The sequence below is a fragment of the Corynebacterium sp. HMSC075D04 genome, assembly GCF_001815635.1.
Lineage (GTDB): Bacteria > Actinomycetota > Actinomycetes > Mycobacteriales > Mycobacteriaceae > Corynebacterium > Corynebacterium coyleae.
Genome location: NZ_KV821369.1, coordinates 504 through 26,885 on the forward strand (window position 1 = coordinate 504; position 26,382 = coordinate 26,885).

Annotated in this window: 21 protein-coding genes; 6 read left to right on the top strand and 15 right to left on the bottom strand. The window is 62.6% G+C overall.

Annotation, left to right across the window (positions count from 1 at the left end):
* Positions 1 to 103 precede the first annotated feature (103 nt).
* The 4 genes from HMPREF3048_RS10820 to HMPREF3048_RS10835 are packed head-to-tail and all read right to left on the bottom strand — an operon-like array spanning position 104 to position 4,866.
* Positions 104 to 1,840, bottom strand: a complete 1,737-nt coding sequence (locus HMPREF3048_RS10820) for an acetyl/propionyl/methylcrotonyl-CoA carboxylase subunit alpha (RefSeq protein ID WP_070772250.1) — start codon at positions 1,838 to 1,840, stop codon at positions 104 to 106.
* A 29-nt stretch (positions 1,841 to 1,869) separates the two neighbouring features.
* Positions 1,870 to 3,417: a 5-oxoprolinase subunit B/C family protein gene (locus tag HMPREF3048_RS10825; RefSeq protein ID WP_070772254.1), complete on the bottom strand. Its 1,548-nt coding sequence runs from the start codon at positions 3,415 to 3,417 to the stop codon at positions 1,870 to 1,872.
* Positions 3,414 to 4,169: a LamB/YcsF family protein gene (locus HMPREF3048_RS10830; RefSeq protein ID WP_070772256.1), complete on the bottom strand. Its 756-nt coding sequence runs from the start codon at positions 4,167 to 4,169 to the stop codon at positions 3,414 to 3,416. Before HMPREF3048_RS10830 ends, HMPREF3048_RS10825 begins: the two co-directional genes overlap by 4 nt.
* Positions 4,170 to 4,224: 55 nt before the next feature.
* Entirely contained in the window at positions 4,225 to 4,866 is a 642-nt protein-coding gene (locus tag HMPREF3048_RS10835; RefSeq protein WP_070772260.1) for a GntR family transcriptional regulator, read from the bottom strand.
* Positions 4,867 to 5,022: 156 nt separating this feature from the next.
* Here HMPREF3048_RS10835 and ppk2 point away from each other — a divergent pair, with 156 nt between their 5' ends.
* Positions 5,023 to 5,874 carry a polyphosphate kinase 2 gene (ppk2, locus tag HMPREF3048_RS10840; protein WP_070421270.1) on the top strand — a complete coding sequence of 284 codons (852 nt, stop codon included), beginning with the start codon at positions 5,023 to 5,025 and terminating at the stop codon, positions 5,872 to 5,874.
* Here the strand turns inward: ppk2 and HMPREF3048_RS10845 are convergent, their stop codons facing one another.
* The 7 genes from HMPREF3048_RS10845 to HMPREF3048_RS10875 all read right to left on the bottom strand — a co-directional run bounded on the left by HMPREF3048_RS10845 (position 5,875) and on the right by HMPREF3048_RS10875 (position 12,760).
* Positions 5,875 to 6,636 (bottom strand): HtaA domain-containing protein, encoded by a 762-nt coding sequence (locus HMPREF3048_RS10845; protein ID WP_070772263.1) that lies wholly within the window; start codon positions 6,634 to 6,636, stop codon positions 5,875 to 5,877. It lies immediately after the preceding gene.
* 64 nt (positions 6,637 to 6,700) lie between these two features.
* The gene (locus HMPREF3048_RS10850; RefSeq protein ID WP_070421268.1) at positions 6,701 to 6,964 is read right to left on the bottom strand and encodes a hypothetical protein; all 264 of its coding nucleotides are present in this window, start codon (positions 6,962 to 6,964) and stop codon (positions 6,701 to 6,703) included.
* A gap of 5 nt (positions 6,965 to 6,969) precedes the next feature.
* A complete protein-coding gene (locus tag HMPREF3048_RS10855) occupies positions 6,970 to 7,800 on the bottom strand; it encodes an HtaA domain-containing protein (RefSeq protein ID WP_070421267.1) in 831 nt (276 codons plus the stop codon).
* A gap of 92 nt (positions 7,801 to 7,892) precedes the next feature.
* Positions 7,893 to 8,696 (bottom strand): heme ABC transporter ATP-binding protein, encoded by an 804-nt coding sequence (locus HMPREF3048_RS10860; RefSeq protein ID WP_070421266.1) that lies wholly within the window; start codon positions 8,694 to 8,696, stop codon positions 7,893 to 7,895.
* On the bottom strand, positions 8,693 to 9,736 hold the full coding sequence (locus tag HMPREF3048_RS10865; RefSeq protein WP_070421265.1) for a FecCD family ABC transporter permease: 1,044 nt from the start codon (positions 9,734 to 9,736) through the stop codon (positions 8,693 to 8,695). Before HMPREF3048_RS10865 ends, HMPREF3048_RS10860 begins: the two co-directional genes overlap by 4 nt.
* Positions 9,733 to 10,800 (bottom strand): heme/hemin ABC transporter substrate-binding protein, encoded by a 1,068-nt coding sequence (locus tag HMPREF3048_RS10870; RefSeq protein ID WP_070772266.1) that lies wholly within the window; start codon positions 10,798 to 10,800, stop codon positions 9,733 to 9,735. The genes HMPREF3048_RS10865 and HMPREF3048_RS10870 overlap by 4 nt, the downstream gene beginning before the upstream one ends.
* Before the next feature lie 25 nt (positions 10,801 to 10,825).
* Positions 10,826 to 12,760: an HtaA domain-containing protein gene (locus HMPREF3048_RS10875; RefSeq protein WP_070421263.1), complete on the bottom strand. Its 1,935-nt coding sequence runs from the start codon at positions 12,758 to 12,760 to the stop codon at positions 10,826 to 10,828.
* Positions 12,761 to 12,849: 89 nt separating this feature from the next.
* Here HMPREF3048_RS10875 and HMPREF3048_RS10880 point away from each other — a divergent pair, with 89 nt between their 5' ends.
* The gene (locus tag HMPREF3048_RS10880; protein WP_141758913.1) at positions 12,850 to 13,281 is read left to right on the top strand and encodes a hypothetical protein; all 432 of its coding nucleotides are present in this window, start codon (positions 12,850 to 12,852) and stop codon (positions 13,279 to 13,281) included.
* Positions 13,282 to 13,292: 11 nt separating this feature from the next.
* Here the strand turns inward: HMPREF3048_RS10880 and HMPREF3048_RS10885 are convergent, their stop codons facing one another.
* The 3 genes from HMPREF3048_RS10885 to HMPREF3048_RS10895 form a co-directional block, all read right to left on the bottom strand.
* Positions 13,293 to 13,940 carry a biliverdin-producing heme oxygenase gene (locus HMPREF3048_RS10885; RefSeq protein ID WP_070482664.1) on the bottom strand — a complete coding sequence of 216 codons (648 nt, stop codon included), beginning with the start codon at positions 13,938 to 13,940 and terminating at the stop codon, positions 13,293 to 13,295.
* A gap of 83 nt (positions 13,941 to 14,023) precedes the next feature.
* Complete coding sequence (locus tag HMPREF3048_RS10890; RefSeq protein WP_070772299.1) at positions 14,024 to 14,605, bottom strand: DNA-3-methyladenine glycosylase; 582 nt, start codon at positions 14,603 to 14,605, stop codon at positions 14,024 to 14,026.
* Positions 14,602 to 15,384, bottom strand: a complete 783-nt coding sequence (locus HMPREF3048_RS10895; protein WP_070772301.1) for an HAD family hydrolase — start codon at positions 15,382 to 15,384, stop codon at positions 14,602 to 14,604. Before HMPREF3048_RS10895 ends, HMPREF3048_RS10890 begins: the two co-directional genes overlap by 4 nt.
* A gap of 40 nt (positions 15,385 to 15,424) precedes the next feature.
* On the opposite strand from HMPREF3048_RS10895, the gene HMPREF3048_RS10900 reads away from it, so the two are divergent.
* The 4 genes from HMPREF3048_RS10900 to HMPREF3048_RS10915 all read left to right on the top strand — a co-directional run bounded on the left by HMPREF3048_RS10900 (position 15,425) and on the right by HMPREF3048_RS10915 (position 25,529).
* Positions 15,425 to 16,405, top strand: coding sequence for a 3-hydroxyisobutyryl-CoA hydrolase (locus HMPREF3048_RS10900; protein ID WP_070772272.1), 981 nt, complete (start codon positions 15,425 to 15,427; stop codon positions 16,403 to 16,405).
* Positions 16,406 to 16,524: 119 nt separating this feature from the next.
* Positions 16,525 to 17,916, top strand: a complete 1,392-nt coding sequence (locus HMPREF3048_RS10905) for a glyceraldehyde-3-phosphate dehydrogenase (protein WP_141758915.1) — start codon at positions 16,525 to 16,527, stop codon at positions 17,914 to 17,916.
* A gap of 189 nt (positions 17,917 to 18,105) precedes the next feature.
* Positions 18,106 to 23,151 carry a carboxypeptidase regulatory-like domain-containing protein gene (locus HMPREF3048_RS10910; RefSeq protein WP_168167355.1) on the top strand — a complete coding sequence of 1,682 codons (5,046 nt, stop codon included), beginning with the start codon at positions 18,106 to 18,108 and terminating at the stop codon, positions 23,149 to 23,151.
* A gap of 8 nt (positions 23,152 to 23,159) precedes the next feature.
* Positions 23,160 to 25,529 (top strand): zinc metalloprotease, encoded by a 2,370-nt coding sequence (locus HMPREF3048_RS10915; protein WP_141758914.1) that lies wholly within the window; start codon positions 23,160 to 23,162, stop codon positions 25,527 to 25,529.
* A gap of 15 nt (positions 25,530 to 25,544) precedes the next feature.
* Here the strand turns inward: HMPREF3048_RS10915 and HMPREF3048_RS10920 are convergent, their stop codons facing one another.
* Entirely contained in the window at positions 25,545 to 26,342 is a 798-nt protein-coding gene (locus HMPREF3048_RS10920) for a hypothetical protein (protein ID WP_070772281.1), read from the bottom strand.
* Positions 26,343 to 26,382 lie beyond the last annotated feature (40 nt).

Below are 26,382 nucleotides of genomic sequence, written 5' to 3' on the forward strand. Positions count from 1 at the left end.
AACGGGGCCGGATCGTCATGGTGCGGGGTGCGCCGGTATGGATTTCACCCCGCGGCTACCCGGTGAAAAACACCAACCACGGGGCAATGGACCAACTCTTCGGCTAGGAGATCGTCGCGATCGTGGCGTTCGCCTTGACTCGCTCACCCTGCTGCGCCGCCAGTGAAATCTGGCCGTCGCGGGTTGCCTTGATCTGGGATTCCATCTTCATGGCCTCGATCGTGGCAATTGGGTCGCCCTTGGCAACAACGTCGCCGTCAGCCACGAGCCACTCCACGATGGTGGCTTCGTACTTGGTGGTGACGGCCCCTGCGGCATCAGCAGCCGGAGTGGAAGCCTCGGCCGGGGCTGCGTTTCCTCCGCCGGTGCCGAGGAGGGCGACGGGGAAGCCGATGGTGTGGAGTTTGCCGTCGATTTCGACGACGACGTTGCGGCGTTCGTCGTAAATGTGCTCGATGTCCACGTTGTTGTGGCGCTGCGACGGCGAGTAGTTGTGGTCCACCCAGTCGGTGTAGACGTCCAGGGTGTCGCCGGTCAGTTCCGGGGCGACGACCATGTCGCGGTGGAACGGGATGACGGTGCGCACGCCTTCGATGGTGAACTCGGACAGGGATTGTTCGGCGCGGCGCAGGGCGGTGTCGCGGTTGGGGCCCCAGACGATGAGTTTGCCCATGAGTGAGTCGTAGTAGGGCGGGATCTGCCCACCGGTGAGTACGCCGGTGTCGACGCGTACGCCGGGGCCGGTGGGGACGTCGAAACGCGTCACGGTGCCCGGCGACGGCGCGAAGCCGTTGGTGACGTCCTCCGCGTTGATGCGGAACTCGAAGGCGTGGCCGTTGATCTGCGGGTCAACCGAGTCGCCGTCGACGAAGGAGAGGGGAAGCCCGTCGGCGATGCGGAACTGCTCGGCGATGATGTCCACGCCCGTGACGGCCTCGGTGACGGGGTGCTCGACCTGCACGCGCGTGTTGACCTCCAAAAACGACACGGTGCCGTCCTCGGAGACGATGTATTCGACGGTGCCGGCGGACTGGTAGTTGGCCTTGCGGATGATCTCGCGTGCGCCTTCTTCGATGGCGTTGCGTTGCTCGTCGGTCAGGAATGGCGCGGGGGCTTCTTCAATGAGTTTTTGGAAGCGGCGCTGGGTGGAGCAGTCGCGGGTGCCAAGTACGGCGACGTTGCCGTGGGCGTCGGCAAGCACTTGCGCTTCGACGTGGCGTGGGTGGGTGAGGAACTTTTCCACGTAGCATTCGCCGCGGCCGAACGCTTCGCGTGCCTCACGTCCGGCGGAGGCGAAGCCCTCTTCGATGTCGGCTTCGTCGAAGACAACTTTCAGGCCGCGACCGCCGCCGCCGAATGCAGCCTTGATGGCGATTGGCATGCCGTGTTCTTCGGCGAAGTCGCGCGCTTGTTCCCAGGTTTCGAGCGGTTCGCCGGTGCCGGGTGCGAGTGGGGCGTTGGCTTCGACGGCAAGCGCGCGGGCGGAGAGCTTGTCACCGAGCAGTTCGATGGCGTCGGGCGATGGGCCGATCCAGGTGAGGCCAGCTTGTTCGACGGTGCGGGCAAAGTCGGCGTTTTCGGAGAGGAATCCGTAGCCGGGGTGGAGGCAGTCGGCGCCGGCGCGGTGGGCGATTTCGATGAGTGCCGGGATGTTCATGTAGGTCTCGGCGGAGGTTTTGCCGGGTAGGAGGTAGGCCTCGTCGGCGACTTGGGTGTGGAGTGCCCCGGTGTCGGGTTCGGAGTAGACGGCGATGGAGCGGATGCCGAGGTCGCGTGCGGTGCGTGCGATGCGTACGGCGATTTCGCCGCGGTTGGCGATGAGTACTGCGTTCAGAGTCATTACAGGGTCCTAACTGGGGCGTAAGTGCGTTAGAGGGAAAAGCGTTCGAAGCGGAGTTTGGCGCCGGGTGGGAGTTGGGCGGCGATGTCGACGTCTTCGTTGATCACGGTTGCCATGACGGGGTATCCGCCGGTGACGGCGTGGTCGCGGAGGAACAAGACGGGTTGGCCGGAGGGTGGGATTTGGATGGAGCCTGCGACCATGCCTTCGCTGGGGAGTTCGCCTTCGCGTTCGCGTGTGAGGGGGACGTCGGATTCGAGTCGGAGGCCGACGCGGTTGGAGTCGGCGGTGACGGTGAATGTGGTGTTGAAGAAGCGTTCGACGGCGTCGTTGCTGAACCAGTCGTCGCGGGGGCCGAGGACGCAGCGTACGGTCCCGACGACGTCTGCTCCGTCGCGTTCGACACGGAGGGGGTTGGTGAGTAGTGAGTTGGCGGATTGTGGTTTGGCTAGGGACATGGCGATGGTGTCGCCGCTGTGGAGTGGTTTGGGTCCGAGGCCGGAGAGCATGTCGGTTGCGGCGGAGTTGAGTTCGGTGTCGGCGATGAGGCCGCCGCGCACTGCGATGTAGGTGCGGAACCCGAGGCGCGCTTGCTTGACGACGACCTCCGCACCCGCCGGGACAATCGTCGGCGTTGCCAGTGGCACTGGCCTGCCGCCCACGGTGACGTCGGTGTCGGCGCCGGTGACGCAGATGACGGTTTCGGTCAGCGCGGTCATGGTGAGCCCGCCGATGTTTTCGAGCAGGGTGGCGTTGCGTTTGTTGCCTACTGCTGCGTTTGCGGTGCGGGCGGAGGCGCGGTCGGAGGATCCGGAGGTGGTCACGCCCAAGTTGCCGTTGCCTTGGCGGCCGAGGTCTTGATAGAGGGTTTGCAGCCCGGCGTCGTCGAGTGTGAAGACGGGGCGGCGTGGTGGGGTGGCGAGGTGGTGGCGGGCGAGGGTGGTGTCGTCGTTAAGTGCGTCGACTGCTCTGTAGTGCACACGGTCGCCGGGGGCGACGAGGGCGGGCGGGGTGGCGGTTGAGTCCCACATTGGAGTGTTGGTGGTGCCGATGAGCTGCCAGCCGCCGGGGGAGGTGCGTGGGTAGACGGCGGAGAATTCGCCTGCTAGTGCCACGGCGCCGGCGGGCACGGCGGTGCGTGGGGTGTCGCGGCGCGGGATGCTCAGGGCGCGGGTGGCGTCTTCGGGGACGCAGTAGGTGAAGCCTGGGGCGAATCCGCCGAAGGCTGCGACCCAGGTGGTGGAGGTGTGCCAGTCGATGAGTTCGTGGGTGCTCATGCCGAGCGATTCGGCCAGCGGGGCGAGGTCTTCGCCGTTGTAGAGCACGTCGATGGCGATGTCGCGTGGTTCGGTGTGTTCTGCGGCTGCGGGACTGTAGGTCTGCAGCGTGTCGATTGCCTTGGTGGTCGCGGTGGGCGAGTCGAAGGTAAGCAGTACGGTGCGTGCGGCTGCAACGACGTCGGTTTGGTGGTCGAGCGGGCTTGCCGTGAGTGCGGCGTAGTAGTTCATCACCGTGGCCAGGTCGGGCAGATCGACGATGAGGCCGCGGGTGCCGACCCGTTTGATGCTGAGGGTCATAGGACGCTCGCGATCGTGATGTTTTCGTCGCGAAGCTTGGCGACGACACTGCGTGTCAGCTCGACCGAGCCTGGGGAGTCGCCGTGTACGCAGACGGATTCGGCCTGCACTTTGACTTCGGTGCCGTCGATGGCTGTGACGGAGCCGGTGGAGGCGACCTGGAGAACGCGTTCTGCGACGGCGGCTGGGTCGTGCAGGACGGCGTTGGGTTCGCGGCGCGATACCAGCGTGCCGTCGGGGTTGTAGCCGCGGTCGGCGAACGCTTCGCGGATGACGCGCATGCCGGCTTTTTCTGCGATGTCGACTGCAACACCGCCTGGCAGCAGCATGACGGCCAGGTCGGGGCTGAACGCTTTGATGCCGTCGATGACGGCTTTGGCGTGGGCCGCGTGGTGGACGATGGTGTTGTACAGCGCGCCGTGTGGTTTGACGTAGCGCACGTGCATGCCGTGAACGCGGGCAAGCGCGTCGAGGGCGCCGATTTGGTAGAGGGTTTCGTCGGCGAGTTCGCCGGGCGTGTAGTCCATGAATCGGCGGCCGAAACCGACGGGGTCGTTGTATGCCACGTGTGCGCCGAGTGTGACGTTATGTGCTGCGGCGTCTTTGAGCGTTCCGGCTATGGAGTGGGGGTCTCCAGCGTGGAAGCCGGTCGCAACGTTTGCGCTGGAGACCATCTGCAGCATCGCCGCATCGTCTGCGACCGGGTTGCCCGCAGTCGTTTCACCGAGGTCGGCGTTGAGGTCTATATGCATGACCCCAGTTATACCGCTGTTCGAGTGTGACCCCGAACATAAGGGGGGTTCGGGGCTAGATGAGCTGCCCGCTGTTGATTATCTCGATCATCTCGATGATTTCGGTGCTCAGCTCAATCAGTTGGTGCTGGAGGTAGTCGGATGCGCCCTGGCGATCGTCGGCACGCAGCAGCTCCACGATGTGCTCATTAATGCCGATGAAACGGCGGTTGAAGGAGGGGTCCTTCTCCAGAATCGGGAGGGTGGCTAGGCGGAGGAAGGCGTCGAGCTGGTCCATGGTGTCGCCGAGGGTCTTTGAACCCATCGAGGACAGTACGACGTGGTGGAATGCCTGGTTCACAGCGATGAACAGGTCGTCGTCCTGTTCCTCAATTGCGGTGCGGCCTTCGGCGTTGAGCTCCTCGAGGCGGTCGACGTCCAGGTCGGTACCCCATAGTAGTGCAGCAGGTTCGATTGCTGCACGTGCGCGGAAGGTGTCGGTGATGAATTCCGCTGTTGGGGTCGCGAGGAACACACCGCGGTTGGGGATGCGCTCGACCAGGCCTTCAGCGGTCAACATTGCGAAGGCTTCGCGCAGCGTATTGCGAGATACCCCGAAGCGGTCAGCGAGGGCCACCTCGTTGAGCTTCTGTCCGGGGATAAACTCACCGCGCGAAATCGCTCTGCGAACTTCGGCGGAAACGTTATGTGCAAGCATGGCATCCGTTTAGGTCAGCGTTACCGGGACTTTTTGAGTGACCCGGTACGGTATTGAAAAGGTTTCGGGAGAAGTATAGCCCATAGATTGTTCAACAATGTCTTCCCTCGCGAGATAATTGTTGTGTCGTTTTTGTCTGTGAGTACGGTTATACCTATGAGCCAAGCTAAAAAGCCGCCGAAGTTGTCCCGTGATGCCTATGAGCAGGAGTTGCTGCGCCTCCAGGCTGAGTTGGTTGCGATGCAGCAGTGGGTCGTCGAAAACGGCGAGCGTGTTGTGATCATTATGGAGGGGCGTGACGCTGCGGGCAAGGGCTCCGCAATTAAGCGCATCACCCAGTACCTCAACCCGCGTCAGTGCCGTGTGGAGGCGCTGCCGAAGCCGACGGACCGCGAGGCGGGTCAGTGGTACTTCCAGCGCTATGTGGAGAAGCTGCCGACGGCAGGCGAGATCGTCATCTTTGACCGTTCCTGGTACAACCGTGCCGGCGTCGAGCGCGTGATGGGCTTTGCCACCTCTGAGGAGTACCGCCGCTTCCTGCACCAGGTGCCGATCTTTGAGCGCTTGTTGGTTGAGGACGGCATCATGCTGCGCAAGTACTGGTTCTCCGTTTCGGATGAGGAGCAGTACAAGCGTTTCCAGTCCCGTCGTGAGGATCCGTTGCGTCAGTGGAAGCTTTCGCCGATGGATCTGGAGTCCATTACGAAGTGGGAGGAGTACTCCCGCGCGAAGGACGAGATGTTTGTCCACACCGATATTCCCGCGGCGCCGTGGTACACGGTGGAGAGCGAGGACAAGAAGCGGTCTCGCATCAATGTCATTTCGCACTTGCTGTCGACGATTCCGTATGAGCATATTGAGCCTGACCTCCCAGAGATTCCCGAGCGTCCGGCTATCACGGACTATGAGCGTCCGCCTCGCGACGAGTTCCGCTACGTGCCCGATGTCGCCGCCAAGTTGGAGAAGCGCAAAGTGGGCAAGGGCAGCAAGAAGAAAAAGAGAAAGTAGTTACCGGGGCAGCCACTGCGCAAGGAGCGCCCGGACCGGGGTAAGGGTTGATGCGTAGGCGAGACCGCCAAGTACGGCGAGCACGCCCACGGCGATGCCCGCGATCGCCCCAGGGCTGAGAGCAGTCGCCCCGAATGTCACGTTGAGATCCACTTCAGAGTCTTTTAGCAACGTGCCCTTCGGGTAGTGCCTGAGGGACTTCTCCATGCCGGTATCCGACACCGTTGTCCGGTTGTGCTCTGTCACTTGTTTCGGCGGGGTGATCTCGCTGCCGAGTGTGAAGGTGACCAGCGGCTCGTCGTCCCCCTTGGCACCGACTGGCTTGTACGTCTTGTTCGCGACCCCGGCGAGGAGGTAATCGCCGTACAAAGTGGCGTTTTTTCCCTCCACCTTCAGCTTGAGGTCCGAGTATTTTACATCTACGGCCCAGCCGTCGTAGCCACCCGCATTCTTGTATCCCTGTACCTGCGCTGAGCCGTCGAGCGCGAATGTCCACGTCTTTCCGGTCCGCGTCGCGGAGGTGACCGGGAAGGAGAATTCAAGCGCTTCCTGGTTCCACGTCGCGCCCCCGCCTGTGAGCACGCGACCTTGACCTTTAATGACGGCCTGATTCAGAAAACCGGTGGAAATGGGCCACACAAATTCGCCGCCAACCTCGGCGGGCTCAGCAGAGGAGCTTTCGGCGGCGGCAGGAATTGCCAGCGCAGTGGCGAATATAAGCGCGGAGAACCCCGCCGCAGCGGCGTTTCGGGAGATGAGCATTGAGGCGAATCCTTTTCGAATCAAATGAGGGCCCCGCCGGACGACGGGGCTCTTGAGGCAGTGTTTAACGCACCAGTTGGGGCAGTTGTGGAGGCTTGATGCCGAGGATTGACGCGGCCCCCTGTATGAGGGCGCTGAGCGCGAACCCTAAACCGGTGAAAGCCATCGCCAGTGCGATTGCCCGCGTGGCTTGCGTAGCCGGCGAGCCGTCGTCTGTCGAGGAAATCTCCGTGAAAGTGTCTTCCTCCGCAGTTTGGCCTTCGGCGACGGCGGGGGAGCAAAGCAATAGCGCCACCGCCACCGCGGTGGACAATCGCGCCTTGTACATGGACGCTACTTGCCCATGAACTGGTTAATCAGCTTCTGGACCGAAGGCTGAGTCGCCGCAAAGCCCAGGCCGCCCAGCACTGCGATAACCGCCATGACAATGCCGACGATTGCGCCGGTGCTCGAGCCGTCCTCATCGGTCGGCTTCGGGTCAGTCGGCTTCGGGTCGGTCGGCTTCGGGTCGGTCGGCTTCGGCTCCTTCTTCGGGGCCTTGAATGCGAGGTTGACGGCGACTTTCGAGTCATCCAATGGCTTGCCGACTTCGTAGCTTGAGCCGAAGATGTCGACGCCGAACTCGGTCAGCTTGGTCGGGGTGAACGTCGCAGACAACTTGTTGTCCTTGCCGGGCTTCAGCGCATCTGTGACCTCGAACTCTGCGATCGGCTTGTCGTCTCCGGTGGCGGTGGTGGGCTCAGAGCCCGGCATTGCGCCCTTGCGCACGTAATCCGCCTGCAGGACGCCCTTCGTGCCGTTGACCACAATCTTGAAGTCGGACATCTTGATGTCCATAGCGCCGTGGTGGCCCTCGATCGAAATGGCGCCGTCGAGGTCAATGGTGCCGTTGCCGTTGGCATCGAGGGCGGAGTCGGCGGCATTGACCGGAAGTGCGAAGTCAGCAAGCTTGCCGTCGCGAAGCACCTTCTCCGCGCCTTCCGTGGTTGTGATGGTGCTGGCGACGAACGGGGATTGCACGTAGCGCAGGAACGATTCCTTGATGTTCCAGTGCGCATTTCCCGACTCGATGGTTGGCGCATCCGCGAAGGCAGCGGGGGTGGCGAATGCAGTCGAGATCATGGCCGTGGCGGTGATGGCCGCGAGGGTGGTGGTGCGGGACATTGATGAAGCCTTTCGGTGAGTTGGTGTGGTGGATGTAACATCGCACCGATGGGATAGGGTAGGCTAACCTTAGCAAGGTATCCCTAACTTTTTCAAGGGGTGGGGGGAGCTGGGGCTGGACACCAGAGTCCGGAGACGGGTTCACCCGCCTCGTCGGGGGCCACTAGGATCCGCCCACTGCTTCGCAACACGGTGATGGGCCAGTCGTAGACGGAGCTGAGAATCGCGTCGTTGTACACTTCGTCAACGGTGCCTGCCGCTGTAATCTCGCCCGCCTTAAGGCACACGACGCGGTCACAATATCGCGCCGCGAGCTGTAGGTCGTGCAACACGACGATGACTGTCACACCGCGACGCGCAAGCGCGCGAACGGCTCCCATCGTTTGTTCTTGGAAGTGAACGTCCATGGCTGCCGTTGGTTCGTCGAGAAGCACGACCTGCGTTTGCTGCGTGAGCACCCGCGCGAAGGCTGCGCGGGCTCGCTCTCCGCCGGACAGCGTCACAATCTCGCGGTCCTGTAGGTGGGTGATCCCCGTCGCGTCGAGCGCCGCATCCACGATCGCCGCATCGTCCGGCCCACGGCCCCAGGGGTGGCGGCCCATTTCGACGACATCGCGCACGAGGAAGGAAAACGCCACGCTGACGTCTTGGAGCATGACAGCGCGCGTGCGCGCGAGTTCGGAGGCTGTGCTTTCCGACGCATCCTTGCCCGCCACCTCGACCACTCCGTGCGCGAGCTGAATGTCACCCGCCAAGGCCGACAGCAGGGTCGACTTTCCGGCTCCGTTGGGTCCGATAAGCCCGGTGACCTGGCCGGCGGTTGCGTGCAGGTCGACTTGGTTAAGAATAGTGCGGTTTTGCTTCTGCACAGTGACGCCACGTGCGGTAACACTCATATCTGGTGGTTCTTTCGTATCATTTGCCGCAACAGCAAGAAGAATGTTGGCCCACCGATCAGCGCGGTAAATATGCCAATCGGTAGGTCTGCAAAGGGGATGATTGTGCGGGCGAGAATGTCGCCGGCACCGATCAAAAGTGCCCCACCGAGAGCTGAAGCGGGGAGCAGCACCTTATTGGAAGGGCCTACCGCAGTGCGCACGATGTGCGGCACCACAAGACCCACAAACCCGATCAGTCCCGCAAACGAGACAGCGGCAGCGGTGAGCAGCGTCGACAGCACGATCGCCGCCATTCGCAGGCGTGTGACATTGAGCCCGACGTGGTAGGCGGCCTGGTCGCCGAGTGCGAGAAGGTCGAACTTGCTGCCTAACAGCATCGCCAGCGTCAGTGACACGATGACCACGCCTGTCACTGCGCCCGTTTGCGCCCAGTTCGCGCCCGAGAGAGTGCCCATCTGCCAAAAGATGATTTGCTCTCGCGCGGTCGTGGGGGCCATAAAAGTGAGCACTGAAATAATGGCACCGCAGATAGCGTTGGCCGCGATACCCACCAAGATCAGGTTGAGCACGCGAACCTTGCCGCCGACTCGTGAGAGGAAGTACACCACCGCGGTTGCAAGGGTCCCAGATATAAAGGCAAGGACGGGCACCGTCATCGTGCCGAAAGTGGTGAGCCCGAAGACGAGCGCGACGGCGGCCCCGACGCCCGCGCCGGTGCTCACGCCGATCACGCTCGGCTCCGCGAGCGGGTTGGCGAAGACTGCCTGCATGAGCGCCCCGCTGACGCCCAGCGCGGCACCGACGAACAGACCGAGCACCAGGCGGGGGAGTCGGATCTGCCAGATCACGGACGCTTCCAGAGAGGTTGCAGACAGCGGGCCGGCCTGGAGAATCGGCCACAGCTCACGGACCGAAAGCTCGAACTGTCCAACCATGATCGAGCCGATGGCTGTCGCCACCAGCAGCACACTGACGGTCGTGAACAGCGCCACACGGCCGCGGCGGCGGGCGTGAAACACCTCGGCGGAAGATGTCACTGCCCCTCCCCGTACAGGGCGTGGGCTGCGCGCAGCAGAAGTTCCCCGGTTTGGGGGCCGAACGCAAGCGAGTCGCCGTCGGGAAGTGAAAGCACGCGCTTGTGCTGGCCGGCGGTCGTCTGTGCGACACCGGGTCGTTGAAGCAGGCCCTCGATATCGCCGGTGGACTGCAGCCCGCCGTTCATCATGACGAACACCTCCGGATTGACCTGGGCGAGCGCTTCGGGGCTGGCGGGGGAAGCGTTGCCGATGCCGTTTTCAGTGTTCACGTCGACGCCGCCGAGCGCCTCGATGAGGTCCTTGGTGCCGTCTTCGCCGCCGAGCAGGTAGAACACGCCGCCGGTCCCGCGCGCGTACAGGAATGACATGCGCAGCGGCTGTTTCGGGACGACCTGTTTGATCGCTTCGAGAGCTTGCTGCACCTCTTTTTCACTTCGTTCCGCGAGGAGTTTGCCCGCTTCTGGCTCCCCGACGACGGAGGCCACGTTCATGATGTCCTCTCCCATTGATGCCATGGTCCGTTTCGGCTCCATGACGACGGTGGTCACGCCCGCCGCGCGGATTTGGTCGATGGCCTCGCTCGGACCGACGGAGTGATCCACGATGACCAACGTCGGGCGCAAGTTCAGTATTGCCTCCACGTTTAGTGAGTGACCGTTTTCGGTGACCACGGGAAGGTCAGAAAGCGAGGGTTCCGCGGAGCTGACCGTGCGACCGACAATGTTGTCCGCCAACCCGATACCGCGGAGCGTCTTTGTGTAGGTGCCGTAGAGGTCGAGCGCGAGGATGCGGGAGGTGTCGGTAACCGTGACGTTGTGGCCGTCGGCGTCAGTGAGTTCGACGGGCAGCGCAGTTTCGCGCTCCGCTTCGACGGGTTCTACCTCGGAAATCTCCGATACCATCGCGACGCCCTCAGCCTGGTGCGGGTCGGCTCCGGTTGCGAGCGACTGCGAAAGCGCCTTTTGTTCGGTTTGCACGGGGTTGTCCCAGCTGGCGCAACCTCCAAGCGACAGACCCACGGCCGCCGCGACCGCGCAGGCGAGGGGTGTTTTCCAAAGCTTCATTGAGAGTTTCCTTTTCTATCCGGTTTTATCCGGTCGCAATAAACCTGGTCAGCGCGCCACCGGCGCCGAGCAGCGAGGCCACCAGAAGCAGGAGTTTGGCCACCGTTGAGTCGTCCCAGCCTCCGCTGCCGGCGCCGTCGCCTGCCGCGGAGTTTTTGATCTGGAACTTTCCGCCTTCGGGCTGTTTGGCGGATTCCACGGCATCTGTACCTTCTACCTCGTCGAACACGCTGCCTTTTGCGTTTTCGGGGGTCGTCCCTGAGTTCAGCTTCGCTTGGGCTCCTGCCGTGCCGCCGCGCTTCAGCGCCGCAGCGTCACCTGCGGTTCCGCCTTTGCCTGTCGACGACTCCGAGGAGGCCCCACCCTGCCCCTCGCGGCAGTTCGCCGTGTTGCCGAGGCGAGCGCTGAAACTCACTGGGTCGAGTGGGGCCCCAGCGGGGTAGAACTGGCCGAACGCCTCCGCGCCGACTTGGGTGAGCGTCGCCTGCGCGGAGCCGGACACCGCGGAATCGGAAACGCTCAGCTCGCTGAAGGATAAGTTGGCGATCGCGATGCGGCCGAAATCATTCGCCTTGCCATCAGTGCTATTCGACGAAACATTGATGACGATTTGGCCCGAATCGCCACTGAACTGGATCTCCATATTGGAAAAGCGGGTGTCTAACACCCCTTCGTGGCCGGTGAAATGGATGGTGCCGGGGTAGAGGATGGAACCGGAGCGTGCGGCAGTGTCCACCGCGCCGGAATTGCCGGAGAACGTGAACGCGTTGCCGTCGTCGCCGACGCCTTTGAGTTCCCAGCGTCCTTTCGCGATGTTGCCGCGGATGTACGTGCGGAAAGATTGGCGAATGCCCCACTGGGCCTCGGAACTGACAATCCCGCGAGACGCGCTCGAGTCACAGATCCCGCTGTCGCTGGCGCCACCCGCAGGTGCCGCACCAGTGGGTTTTGCTGCATTACCGGTGTTCGTGCCGCCACTCACCTTCGGCGCGCCGGCTGGTGTCGCGGGGACGGAGCCAGGGTTGACGTTCGCTGGACTGTTCGTTGCGTTGGAGGTTCCTCCCGTTCGGGGGGCATTGGACGTGGGGGCGCCGCTGTTGGCCGCTGGTGCAGGGCTCGTGCCTTCCTGCGTCGGAAGTACCCGGCGATGCAGTGACTCACCGCTGCGCAGCAGTGTCTCAGTGTTGGCGAACATCGCGTTGAGTTCTTCCAGGGTGTCGTTGATCTCGCCGAGGAGGCGGGCCGGGCCGGAGGTGGCGCCCGATCTCTTTGCGCCGGAGGTGCCGCCGCCCTCTTTGGGCTGTGGGGCGGGGCCGGAGGCGTCGTTAAGCGATAGCTCAATTGTGACCGGGTCGAGTGGAGCGCCCACCTCGTAGAAGCCACCGAAGATCTCCGCACCGGTTGTGGTGAGGGAGGTGGGGCCTGCGATGGTCGTTGTTTGTGCGGAGAAATCCGGGGCGGCGTTGAGCGCGATGGTGGCGAGCAGCTCTTGGGTGCCTTCGCGCACCGGGCCGGTCGAGTTCATGCCCTCGTACTTCCGTGAAGCGTAATCCACCCGCAGTTCGGCTTGAGCGCCATTGACCACCACTGTGGGGTTGCGCAGCGTCATATCAAGCGCGCCGTTGTGCCCGGTGAAATGGACCTCACCCTGGAAGCTGATTTCGCCGGCCGAGGCTGAAGTCAGTGCCGAGGATTTGGCGTCGAACGTGAAACCGTCGCCTGAGCGCTGTGCGCCGCCACCGACCGAAATGCTGCCGTGGGCTATGGGACCTTCGATGTATTTTCTGAACGATTCGCGCACCCCCCATTGCATGGTTCCCGCTGAGACACTGCGGTGTGTGCTGGCAGACTCTTCGGCCGCCGCGAGAGGAAGAAGCGCAGGCGCGGCGCCGAACATGGTGGCGGTAAAGCCGATCAGACTCGCGCAAGCGACTGCGCCGAGGTGGGTGCGAACATTCATGGTTGCCTCGAGGTGCGAAATAGCAAAAAGTAGGTAGGCTAACCTTACCTAAGTAAGGTTAGGTTTGCATAATGTTGAAAGGGGTTGTCGTGATGGCGCAACAGGCGGGACCTGCTACCAAACTCATTCGACCTGTCGGTGTGCGATTGCCGCGCACATATGAAGGCGGCGCTGTGCACTTCGTCACCTGGGAGCGCGCCCTGATCGCCTTGATCACAGGTGTGATCGCGTTTGGGGCGGGTACCGGAAGCATCTGGGTGGCGTTCCCTGCGAGCGTGGCGTTGGTGGCTGCGGTTCTCGGGCTTTCGTCACTGCCCTCGCATAAGGGCCGCGATGCCGGTGCTCGACTGGGCAAACGCGCGGGGATCGTTCTCGCGGTGGCTTGGGGGTTGATTGTTTGCTTGGCAGTGCTAGTGCTGTTTCTGGTGCCTGCGCAGTTCACGCTCACCGGCGGAGTGCTCACTGCGTTCGTGGCGGCTGGGGCGATCTGGGGTGCGATCGCTTACGTTGACAGGCGTTAGTGAGCCTCGGCCTAGCCGGCGTGGGTCGAAAGGTCCTGGAACACTGCCTGGTTCAGGGCGAAGACGTGCTGGGCGGTGGAGATGATTCGTGCGCGCTCTTCGTCGTTAAGCTGCATCGCGTCGAGCGCCTCCTTGTAGTGCGCGCGGTAGTGTGGGATCTTGCCTACCGCAGAGAAGTTGTAGAAGTGCAATGCCTCGTCGGGCAGCGCGTACGCATTCTGGAACACGCGTGCGAGCACCTGTCCGCCGGCAATGTCGCCGAGGTAGCGCACGTAGTGGTGGGCGATGACTTCCGGGCCGGAGTCCGGGGTGAGCGCCTCGAGTTCGGCAACGTAGCGCCTCGTGGCATCGAGTGGGGCGGTGGTTTCCTTCCAGCCGGCACCGAGCATGGCGGTGAGATCGGCTTCGAGGGCGGGCACGCGCTCGAGGCGCTCGTCGGCGATCTGCGCCACCGCGGGGTGGGAAGCGGCGCGGCGCACCGCATCTTCGAGTGCCGAATAGATGTGGAAGTACTGCACTGTCAGCTCTGCTACGGCTGCCCGGTCCAGCTCGCCTTTTCCAAGGCTCGACATGAAGGGGGAATTCTCGGCGCTGGAGTGCGCAGTGGCAGTCTGGTCTTTGAGTGCGGCCGACAGTCGCTGGTCAGTGGGGGCGGCCATGGTCATCTGCTTCTCCAATCTAGGAATGAAGGGTAGGTTACCCTTAGTTGTAGATTGAGAATATAGGTAAGCCTAACCTTCAATCAATCACCCAAAAGGTTGATCCGCTTCGGGCGCCCGCGTGGTGTGGATACGGTCTTGTCGCCGGGGATCCAGAACCGCCACGGGGCGTCTTTGTTTTTGGAGATCCCGATGCGGGGTCCTGCGACCCATTCGGGTTCGGTGTTGCGCGGGGTGAGGTGAATGGGGGTGCCGTTGTCGCCTAACCCCAGTGCGAGTGCTTGGCCGAGGTTGCCGGGCCCGCGGGCGAGGTTTTCAAACGGGATCAACGCGCGGTCGGGGCGTTGTCGTCGCTCGCGGGCGAGTGCTTCGCCGGCGACGACTTCGCCGCCACGCATGAGGCAGCCTTGGCCGATGCCTTCGGGCGCGCAGACGATGTTGCCGTTGTGGTGGATGCCGTAGGAGAGGTAGACGTACAGCCTGCCGGGTGGGCCGAACATGGCGGCGTTGCGGGCGGTTTTGCCCCTGTGCGTGTGGGCGGCGGGGTCTTCAGCGCCGAGGTATGCCTCGATTTCGGTCAGGCGCACGGTTACCCCGTTGTGGGTGATCAGGCACCCTAGCAACTGCGGTGCGACGACGTCGGCGGGTTGGGTGAAGTCGATCATTGCAGCCATTGCGCAAGCTTATCGACGACCGCCTCGTCCCCGTTTGACCCAATCACCTCGTCCGCGATCGCTTTGAGGTCGGGGTGTGCGTTGTCCATCGCTACCGCGTGGCCGGCGGCGCGGAGCATGCCGTAGTCGTTGAGGAAGTCGCCGAATGCTGCGGTCTGTGCAAGGGGGATGCCCAGCGTGTCGGCGAGCGCTTCGAGTGCGTGTCCTTTGTCGGCGTCTGGGTGCATGATGTCGAGCCAGTGTTTGCCGCTGACTACAGCGCGCAGGCCGGGGGCGTGTTCGCGGACCCAGGGCAGGGCGTCGCGTTCGGCGTCGGTTTCAACGTAGAGGGCGATCTTAACCACGGGGCTGGGGTGGTCGCCGAGCGCCGACAGCGTTGTGCGCGAGGCGTAGTACTTGTCCACCTCCGCGTCGATCGCCGGCGGCAGCGGGAGGGTGGCGGCTACCTCCGGGGCGCAGATGACGGCGTGGGCGGGAAATGGTGCGTCGGGTAGCGCTGCGATGAGGTTGCGGGCGGCGTCTGCGGGCAGGGCCGTGGTGGAGACAACTTCGCCGGCGTGCCACACCACCGCGCCGTTTTCAGCGATGAACGTGTCGCATGCGGGGAACATGCGTTGCAGTGTTGCCAGTTGGCGGCCGGAGGCGGGGGTGATGGTGATGGACTGGGCGGTGGCGTCGTCGTAAAGTTGCCAAAAGCGCTCAGGTACCTGGCCTTCCGGGGTGAGGAGGGTGCCGTCCATGTCGAGTGCGATCAGTCGTGACGTCTGCATTGCCCACACCATACCGGTGTGATGTGGAACACTGGGCGACATGACTGAGTTTGTGAAGACCGAAGTACGCGGCACGACCGGGGTGATCACCCTCGACCGCCCCAAGGCCCTGAATTCTCTGAACCCGGAGATGGCACGCGCCATCGATGAGATCCTGAAGCAGTGGCGTGACGACGACACCGTCACCCAAGTTGTCATCCAGTCCTCTGGCAAACACTTTTGCTCCGGCGGCGACGTCCGTGCCGCGCGCGACGGTGTCCTCGAGGGACGCCTGGATGAGGTCGATACGTTTTTCGCAGACGAGTACGCCATGAACTTGGACATTGCGAACTACCCCAAGCCGTACATCGCGCTGTGTAGTGGCGTGATCATGGGCGGTGGCATGGGTGTGTCGGCGCACGGCTCGCACATGGTGGTCACCGAGGATGCGTTTGCGTCCATGCCGGAGATGAACATCGGCTACATCACGGATGTGGGCATGTCGTGGCTGTTGCAGAACCTGCCAAAGCGCCCCTCGCAAGCGCTTGGAGCGTTTTTGGCGCTGACGGGGTATCGGCTTACCCCCGATGACATGCTGGCTACCGGCCTGGCCACGCACAAGGTTGCCTCGCTTGACGGGGTGCTCGACGGGATCGTGGAGCACGGGCCCGGCTACCTCGACGAGATCGGGTTGGAGCAAGGAGAATCGCAGCTCGAGGCACTGTACGAGGACATCGAGGCCACCTTCACCGGCTCCTGGGCCGAGATCCGCGAGCGCCTTGACGGCGAGTTCGGCGAGAAGGTGCAGGAATTGACCAAGCAGGCGTCCCCGTCGTCGCTCGTGGCGGCGGCGGAACTCATCGCAGCCAACGCATCGCAGGATCTGGCCGGCGCGCTGGACAATGAGCGCCGCCTGGGCGCGGTGATGGTGCGTGAGCCGGACTTTGCGGAAGGGGTGCGTGCGGTGCTCGTCGATAAGGATCAGGCCCCCAAGTTTGCCCCCGAGGCGGACCCCTCCAAGTATCGCGCTGTCCTGCGCTAAAGTAAATGGCGGTGTGGGGCTGAAATTGCCCCCGAATCCAACACGCTGAAGGAGCAACGTTGACCGAAACCACAAACCCCCGCGACGACTGGAACCACAAGCTCACCCTTGCCCAGGAGATGCTGCCGCTGATCAGCCGCCTGCACCGCGAACATAACGCGGTCACCTCGGTTTACGGCCGCCTGCTGGTGGGTGTGACCGACATCGAGATCATCAAGGCACACCGCTACGCGCGTCGTATCGACGAAAAGGAGCTCGCCCTCGACGAGACGCTCCCGATCCTGCGCGAGCTCGTGGAGATGGATCTCGGCACCGCTTCGATCGACCTCGGCCGCCTGGCCAAGGAGTTCAAGTACTCCGACGAGAAGGATCTGCGTACCTTCCTGGACGCGCAGCTCGCTGACGTCATCGGTACCTCCTCCGAGCTCGATGCACGCGACGTTGTGCTCTACGGCTTCGGCCGCATCGGTCGCCTGCTCGCCCGCATCCTGATCGCGCGTGAGGCAATGTACGGCGGCGTGCGCCTGCGTGCGGTGGTGGTGCGTAAGAAGGGTGACATCGACATCATCAAGCGCGCATCCCTGCTGCGCCGCGACTCCATCCACGGCCCGTTCAACGGCACGATCACCGTTGATGAGGAGAAGGAAATCATCTGGGCCAATGGCACCCCGATCCAGATGATCTACGCCAACGACCCGGCCGAGATCGACTACACGGCGTACGGCATCAACAACGCCATCGTCGTCGATAACACTGGCGTGTGGCGCGACCGCGAGGGCCTGTCCCAGCACCTGCAGTCCAAGGGTGTGGACCGCGTGCTGCTTACCGCGCCGGGCAAGGGCGACATCCCGAACATTGTCTACGGCATCAACCAGGACATGATCGGCGACGAGCGCATCCTGTCCGCAGCGTCCTGCACCACCAACGGCATCACCCCGGTGCTGAAGGTGATCAACGACCGCTACGGTGTCAAGCACGGTCACGTTGAGACGGTTCACGCGTACACCAACGACCAGAACCTGGCCGACAACTTCCACAAGGGCAACCGTCGCGGCCGCGCAGCGGGCCTGAACATGGTGCTCACCGAGACCGGCGCGGCGAAGGCCGTGTCTAAGGCACTGCCGGAGTTTGAGGGCAAGCTCACCGGCAACGCCATCCGCGTGCCAACCCCGGACGTGTCCATGGCTGTGCTGAACTTGGACTTGGAGAAGGACGTTGAAAAGGACGAGGTGAACACCTTCCTGCGTCGCGTGTCCACCCACTCCAACCTGCGCCAGCAGCTCGACTACATCTACTCGCCTGAGGTTGTGTCGACGGACCTGCTTGGTACCTCCCACGCATCCGTGGTTGATGGTCTGGCCACGATTGCTTCCGGCAACCACCTCGTGCTCTACGTTTGGTACGACAACGAGTACGGCTACTCTCACCAGGTGGTTCGCGTTGTTGAGGACATTGCGGGTGTGCGCCCGACCGTGTACCCGGCACGCAAGGAGCCGTCTGAGATTCAGTAGCGCGTTTGCTTAGCGACGACTCCACCGCCCCGGCCGCATTCGGCCGGGGCGCTTCGTCGTGTAGTAAGGGTGTGGAATAGCTGGCAGTTCCGTAAAAGATTTAGATAAGGCATATAACTAAGTGGTATCATTCCTGTGTTTTACCGTTCGTTTCCCGTGCCTTTGCTTCGAGAAAGTTGAATGACGCCCATGTCTCGCTATTCCGATGACCCCCGTCGCGTACACCGCCCACGGGGCATGCGCATCACCGCAGTTGCGACGGTGCTCGCGCTTGCCGGCACGGTCGCCGAAGTCCCGCTGGGTACCTTCACGCCGGTCGCGCACGCGCAGAGGGCGCCCATTCTGCAACCTGGTATCGACCATGGCGAGGTTCGCATTGAAAACGGCAATTGGCGAGGAGCGGTCTTCTTCAACGGATCCGTGCGGGTGAAGACGGTATCCATCGAGTTCGTGCCGCCGGAAACCGCGCCCCCGCCGCTCTTCGCAAGTACTGTTAAGTCAGCGCCGAAGGATGATCCGGTATTCAAAAGAATCCCTGAAGTCTCGCAGTTCAAGCTTGATCACCGCGTTTACAGAAACCGCCAAGAAGTTGTGCTGAAGACATATGATGTCACCGTCCACCGCAGCATCGCGACAACCCCCTCAGGCAATTATGCGATTCGACTGCGCTATGAGCTACCGGAAGAGTTGCAGGTAGAAAGAATGCACCGCCTGATCCTTTGGGGGATGGGCAAGGGCGGTTATCCGACTCCGATGGCCGGTGGTGGCTCCCGGTACACCGTGCCTATGGTCAACATGGCTTCGCCGGGCAAGGTGCGTGTGCATAATCCGGACGAGGAGCCAGTCGGCCGCCCGAAGGTGTTGGTGAACAGGAAGTGGACCAACCGCCAGGGCAAGGAAATCGTCCTCCAGGGTGAGGAAGCGGTTGCCGATAACGGCTCCTACTGGCTGACCTCCAACAACCCAGGAACGACGTACCAGATTGGCGTGCGACCTCCAGCGGGCTTTGTCAGCCCGGCGACCAAGCCGTGGAAGGACGAGGCCACCGCCCCGGATTTTGATCTGTACCCGATCACCGTCACCGGCCGGGTGATCGACGACAAGGGAGTCGGCATCTCCGGTGCACGTGTGACCGTCGGCGGTAAGTCGGCCCAGACTGATCAAAGCGGTAACTTCACCGTGCCCAAGGTTCCGGTGCCCAAGGATCCAGAGGATAAGTACACGCTGGTCGTGGGCGAAACTGAGGACAGTCAGGGGACAGAGGTTGAAGGTGTCAAAGTAGAGGATCAGCGCGTCAACCGCATCGCGGACCCGATCGTTGTGCAGCGCAAGCAGCAGTACGGCAAAGTCAGCGGCAAGGTCAACGGGCTGCCGGAACGCACCAAGGTGAAGGTGCGTGTCGTCGGTACGAACACTGTCGTAGACACCGATGAGAACGCGGAGTTCACCATCCCGAACCTGGCGGTGGGCAAGCACGTGCTCGAGGTCGTCCCAGAGTCGCTGCCGAAGGGCTATTCGGTGACCCAAACGGCAGACGTGGACGTCAAACGCGCAACAACCGCGAACGCAAACTTCACCGCCACGCGCGATAAAGGCAGCATCTCTGGTGTGATCTCCGGCGTGCCGGCCGACAAACAGGTCAAGATCCGCGTCACGGGTCCCGAGATTTTGGAACAGACCGTCTCGGGCGGCCACTACAGCTTCCCGGACCTGCCCACCGGGGAATACCGCGTCGAAGTGATCAACAACTCCGTGCCACGCGGATACTCCGTCACGGGCCCGCAGAACGCCAAGGTGGAAAAGTACGAAAACAGGACTGTTGGGTTCGCGGTGATTGCGGACAACGTCACGGGCGAGATCAAGGTGGTCGACGACGCCAACAGGCCAGTTGCCAATGCATCAGTCACCGTTGACGGACGGACCGAAACCACCAATGCGGAAGGCCTTGCAACGTTTGCGGATCTCGCGCCGGGTGCCTACACCGCCGCAGTGTCTGCTGCCAGGGGCAAGTACAGCGGCGCATCCCAGGGGTTCGTGCTGTATCCGGGCGATAATGATCCGGTGACGGTGAAGGTTGGTTCACTGAACCAAACCGGTGGCATTGTTGTCGACGATCTTGGTCAGGCTGTGGCGGGTGCGCAGGTCGTCGTCAAGCAAGGCTCCCGTGTCATCGGCACTTTCCCGACCACCCCGGAAGGCAACTTCGACGCCGGCGCGCTGGCTGCAGGCAACTACACCGCAGAGGTGGTCCGCACCAACACGTACGGCGCGGCGAGTGCAAACTTCACAGTCGAACCCGGCGGAGACACCGAGTCGGTGATGCTCAAGGTCGCGCTGCACCGCGGGTCCATCAAGGTTGGCACCTCGGGGACGTTGGCTCCGACGGAGGTGTTCCTCAACGGCGGCCCGAACAACGAGTACCTGCCGATTGAGGAAGCCGGCGGCGACTACGTCTTGAATGACCTGTACCCGGGCGAGTACACCCTTGGTGGGCGCGCCCCGGAGGGGTACACGATCGAGGGCGGCGGCGCAGTCACCATCAACCCGAATGAGACGTCGGAAAAGACACTCAACGTTGTGCGCAACCTGGGCAATATCGCAGGTAGCGTCACCGGCCTGTCAAGCGGACAACCCGCCGAGATCCAGGTACGTGGTGCAGACCAGAACACCGCTGGCGTGAAGAAGACTGCGCCCGTGGTCAATGGGACGTATTCGATTGCTGGTCTGCCAACGGGCACCTACACCGTCGAGATTGTTGGCCCGCAGGGGTATTCGGCGCCGTCGCAGGCTGCGAAGGTGAAAAAGGACAGCACCGAAACGCACGACTTTGCGCTCGCGCTGGACAAGGTGGACCTCGTCTTGCAGGTTGTCGACGACACCGGCCACCCCGTCGCCAACGCCAAACTTGATGTCGCCGGACGCACGGTGAATACCAACGCGGAAGGCATGGCTACGGTCGAGGACATCCTGCCCGGTACCTATACGGCCAAAGCTGCCGAAAGCGAGACCCACAGCGAAGGCAGCCGGGAAATCACGCTGCAGCCCGGCAAACACGGCAGCGGCGAAATCCTGGTGAAGACGCTCAACGCGGTGAGCGGCACGCTTCTCGACGACCTCTCCGCACCCGTCGCCAACGCCCCCATTCGCATCACCCAGAACGGTAGGGAAATCGCCAAGGATACGACCGACGCACACGGCAGGTTTAACGCGGGCAAACTGCACGCCGGCGAATACACCGTGCAGGTTGAATCCAGCGACAACCACGGAGGAACAACCAAGCGTTTCAGTGTCGAGCCGAACAAGCCGCGCGATCTGGAGCTCACGGTGGCGCTGGTCAAGGGTTCCGTCAACATCACAGTTACAGGCGATGCGGAGCCAGATTCGATCACGATCACGGGTGGTCCGAAAAACCAAACCCGCAACGTGGAAAAGGTTGACGGCAAGTACGTCGTCGATGGCCTCTACCCAGGCGATTACACCGTGACCGCAAAGGCACCGAACAAGCACACCGTCACACGTGAAAACGACGGCAAGGTCACGGTCAAGCCAACCGAGCAGTCCAACCTGGGCATTACGGTGAAAAAGGAGCCGGCGACGTCGAATCCGGCCCCGCAACCCGAGCCACAGCCGGATCCGTTCGTGTGGGCACCTGTGGTGGTGCACGCCGGCGAGGTAGGCATTGGCACGCCGACGCGTAAGGGGAGCAGTGACCCGGTGCCGTCTGGGTTCACCACCAACGGCGTGGAAAAGGTCATCTCCGGCCACAAGACGGAACAGGTTGCGCCGAAGGATTCCTGGATTCGTGTGGAGCAGGACGGCACGGTCGTCGCCACGCCACCGCGCGACACCGCGCCGGGCAAGTACCGTGTGGAGATCGCTACCCCGAACGGCAAGCGTGAAGTCGTCGACGTCGTCGTGGCTGAAGAAAAGTCCATGGCTGATCGCTACACGGTCGAATGGGCGAAAACCCCGGTGCCTGCTGGTGTGGAGCGCTCCTCGAGCTCGCCGCGTGCGCAGGTGGTGGAGCGCGGCTTCACATACGACGACCGCGTGCTGCCCGCAGGAACAACGTTTAAGCCGGGCACCGACGTTAAGGGCGTCACCATCGATAACAAGGGCAGCATCACGTTCGCGCCGGAGACCAACGCGAAGCGTGGCACCCACACGGTCCCGGTCACGATCACTTTCCCGGACGGCAGTCCCAAGACGGTCAACGCCGTCTTCGAGGTCGGCGAGCCCATGCTGGCAGACCTGGCAAACCTCGGCTACGAAGACGAGATCATGGTGGTCCCGGGACTGAGCGCAACCGTGCTGCGCACCGGCGACGCTGCGTTGCCCGAGGGTACGACCTTCAAGATGAAATCCGGGTCGAGCCTGGGCGGCTGGTCCGCGACGGTGGACGCGAACACCGGCGACGTGCGAGTCAACGCACCGAAGGTGAACGCGCGTCCGCTCACGGTCAAGGTCATCGCCTACTTCCAGGATGGTTCCACCAAAGAACTTGAAGCGCGCGCTCGCTTGGCCACAGCTTCTGCACACGCCGTGAAAAACTCCATCTCCTACCCGTCTACCACGGTGCGGGTGGGCAACACAGTTGCAGTCGCCGCTGTTGGCGATGCGGTCAAGGGCGCGGTCTTCGACGTGATCGACAACGCTGGCCTTGACGTCGGCGTGAACAGATCCACCGGCGCGCTGCGCATCACGGCGCCGAAGAACGCCGAGATCGACGAAACCTACAAGCCGCTGATCCAGGTGCGCTACCCAGACGGCAGCGCACGCGAAATCACCGCCACGGTCACGGTGCCTTCGGATGCGGCGACGTTTGACGCCGGATATGTTGGAGCGAACGTTCCTATCGGCGGCGAGGCTCGTCCGGAACCTTCGTCGAAACTGCCAGAGGGCACGCGGTTTAGCATCGACGGCTTCAACGAGCAGGGCTGGACAGCAACTATCGACGAAAAAACCGGCCGTATCACCGCCCGGTCCAACGGCAGTGTGCCCAACGGCAAAACCACCTCCGTCAAGGTGCGGGTGACCTACCCGGACGGATCCTCCGAACTGGTCAACGTCCCCCTGACGGCGAGGGCGCCGGAGGAAGTGGTGGTTGAGGATAAGGGGTCGTCGACAAGCGTTGGCTGGATCGCGGTCCTCGTAGGCGCGCTGGCGCTGCTTGCCGGCGTAGGATTCGCCGCATTTTTGAACCAAGACAAGATCATGCAGGTACTGGGTAGGTAGGCAACAACATGCGATTTTCCACAAAAGTAATGGCAGTCGGCCTGTGCGCCGCCCTCGCCCCCGTCTGCGTTGTGCCCGCGCACGCCAAGGTCACACAGCAAGGCAGGCAGGTTGTCGTTGAGGGGCAGCAGAAGAGCACATGGTCGCCGTACATCAACGCGACCGTGCGCCCCGACGGACAGGGCCTCTTCGACTTCGACCACCCCGAAGCTGCCGCCGAGGTGCTCAAGTACGGGCTGAGCACCGACGTGTACGTCAACGAGGCGAAAATGCCCGTCGACTGGAACGCGACGCCCGAAACCCTCAGCAGAGACGACGGAACCGACACGGTTGTCTACACCCAGACGTTTAACGGTGTTGAGGTCAAACGCACCATCAACATTTTCGACAACATCATCCAGTACACCGTCACCGCCACCAACGTCTCGGGCGCCCCGGTCAATGTCCGCGTCGAAGCCGTAAGCGACATCATGGGCAACCACGGCCAACTCCGCGCGCAGCAATACTTCGACGGCGAAATTCGCGTCTCCCCGGAAAAGCCCGGCCACACCGCACGCGTGAAGTTTGCGAACGCCGACCGGTTCGGCGTAGGACCGACCGCTGAGAAAGCCAAGGAGAGCCGCAACGACAACGACGCGCGCTACCAGGCCGGACGCTGGAGCAAGAGCCTCGCAGCGGGTGAGAAACTCGAGGCCGAAACCCAGGCGCGTTTCATCCCGCAGCCAGCCGCGTTCGACTCCGACGGCGACGGGCTGCGCAACTCGTGGGAACGCGTCGGCATGAAACTCTCCTCAGGCAAATCGTTGCCAATCCACCAGTGGGGCGCCGACGAAAACAAACCCGACCTGTTCCTGCAGCTGCACTGGATGCGATCCGAGTGGGAACAACTCAAGTGCGATCGGAAGGAATCCTTCGCGGCATCCGTGGAGGGCTTTACCCAGTTCGCCGACTGTGCGCGTGCAAACACGAAGGACTATGCGCCGTCGCCGGAGATCCTCAAGCAGTTGGAGGAGCGCTTCGCCAAACAAGGCATCAATCTCCACATCGTTGCGGGGCCGGAGTACGTCAGTTCCTCGATGTCCAGCATGAAGGAGGCAGACCGCGAGGGCGGCAAGACCGAGGACTACGCCAAAGAATTCATGCCAGGGTTGGCCGATCCGAAGTTGGCCAAAGACGAATGGGCTTACGCGCTGTATGCGCAAAACCAATTCATCTCGGCACGCGAACGGTTGCTGGGAGAACGCAAGGCGGTCTTCCGCGTTGGCGTCATCGGCGACACGATTTCTCGCGGCGACTCCTCGACAGGCCTCGCTTTGGTCAACGACTCCGTATTCTTCGTGGCGAACCATCCTGAGATGACCACGCAGGAGCAGCTGCGCAACACGATCCTGCACGAGTTCGGCCACACCCTGAACCTGCTGCACTACGGCGCGCACGTGGAGTCAAACACGGCACCGGCGCGCGATGACCTCGAAGAGTACAACTCGGTGATGAGTTACGCGCACCAGTTCAACCAGTTCAACTTTGCCGAAAAGGAAACGCACGGCCACGACGAGACCGGCAGGGAATTTCAGATCCCGGCGGACTGGGCGAACCTGAACCTTCCAGGCGCGAACGTTGGCCAAGGCCACATCGGAGTGAACGACGAGACAGACAAGGAAAACGACAAAGACGACCACGATCACGACCACTCGCACGGCGAGGAAAGCATGCCGGTGCTGACCGAAGGTGACGTCAAGGAACTGGTCATCAACGCGGCAAGCAATAACAAGTACAAGGCAGGCTTTCGTCTCAACGAAACCGCGAACGGTGACAATGGCGTCGTCGCACAGCTTGGCGACGACAACGTCCTGCGCGGCACCATCTCCAACCTGGGAGACGTGGACGAGCGGTTTAAGGTCAGCGTCAACTACGGCTCGGGAGTGTTCCAACAAAGCTACGACCTGAAGCCTGCCGGCAAAGTCGGCGACGAGAAGCAGGTAGACATCAAGCTCGACCGCGCGGCGTTTTTGGACAAGCCGGTCGTTTCGCTGAGCGTAGTGGTTACAAACTCGCGCGGAACGGAAGTGTTTAGCCAGTCCTACAACGTCTCCGCGCTGAACTACACCCGCGAAGAGATGGCGAAGGTGCTTGCCGAGGTGCTTGCCTCCGACGCCCCGGAGTACGTCAAGGACATGGCCCGCAGGAAGCTGCAGCCGAAGGACAAGACCGAAGGGACGAGCAACGCGCCGGCGGCGCAGAAACCGAAGACGCAGCAGCCGCCGGCCAACGGCGACGGTGCGGTCTCGCCAGTGGCGATCATCATCGGCGTGCTGCTCGCTATCGGCGGCCTTGGTGCTGCGCTAGCTGGCTGGGCGATGAGCCAGGGCATGATTTAGCGCATGATCTAACGCCTAGGCTGCCTGCTCCTGCCACCAGGCCAGAAGCCTCTCAAGTGTTTGGAGGAGCGCGTGGTCGGGGCCGACCGCCTCGACGGAGGGCAGCCTCGATGCACGGAATTGCGGGCCGAGGTTGGCAAACGGGCTCACGGGTTGGGTTGCGGTTTTTGAGGAGTCGATTGCCGCAAAGATCTCGTCGAGTTTGCGCTCGACGATCCTGCGTTGCCTCCGGTTGAACGCCTCCGGCGCGAACGGGTTGATGCCGGTGAAGCTCTTGCTGACAAGGCAGTTATCGCGCGGGTCGTACACAAAAACGGCGACTGGGAACGACTCGTCGGACTTCAGGTTCGGTGTGAACTCGATGCAAAAGGCGCTGTACCACGCGTTGTCTTGCGAGTCGCCGAGCATCATCACCGTCGCAGCCGTGAGGTCTTCCGCAGGGAAGACGCGAGGCGCCGTGAGCGCGAACGCGGGATCCTGCGGTGGCACGATACTGACCGTGTAGTCGTCGTGAGCGACCATGATGCGCTGGACTTCGGCCATGACGTTGGCCATCTCCTCCACGCCATACCAATCGGGCGCGCGTGGGTTGTCCGGTTGGAGCAACGCGCAGTCGATTTCGTGGGTGTCCGGGTCGTGGATGAGTATTGCGACGCGGAGGCCGTTTTCGATGATGTAGTCGTCGTCAATGTGCCAGCGGATGTCGTCGTCGAAACGGTAGTCGTCCTCGTCGTAGTCGTACATGGTGACAAGGTCATCGACTTCCTCGTCGTAAGAATCGAGGTAGTAAAGCTCGTAGGCACGAAAAGCCATAATTATCCCCCCTGGGTGTCGGGCGGAAGCCCCCATTTTG